We start from the raw sequence: 317 nt of genomic DNA on the forward strand, positions 1-317 counted from the left end.
CGCTTACAGGTTGCGTGGTGGCGGATCTTGATTCATCCAATTTTCGCCACCCGCCCTATGCGCATACTATTCAGAAACCGGGCCAGCTCGGACATACCGACGTTGCGCAGCGTACAAAGGATCTTTACGGCTGCGGGCTGGATAAAAACATCGCGCCGGATGATTTCAGTCGCAACCAACTCCGTCCTGGCGAAACCTCAGAGGGGCATACTAAGCGAATCAGCAGGCTTGAAAGCTGCATGCAAAACAAAGGCTATATCTTGCAGGACTTCGATAAGTGCGGCCCGTTAAAAGCGCCCACCGGTAAATGTAATTAG

The 317-nt window shown here is 52.4% G+C and carries 1 protein-coding gene; it reads left to right on the plus strand.

Features of this window, described 5'->3' with window-relative positions; all coding sequences use genetic code 11:
* On the plus strand, window positions 1–317 hold a 317-nt coding region (locus QRD42_RS00080), incomplete at its 5' end, for a hypothetical protein (RefSeq protein ID WP_321987908.1).

The sequence above is a fragment of the Enterobacter sp. PGRG2 genome (genome assembly GCF_030291195.1).
In the GTDB taxonomy this organism is placed as follows: domain Bacteria; phylum Pseudomonadota; class Gammaproteobacteria; order Enterobacterales; family Enterobacteriaceae; genus Enterobacter_D.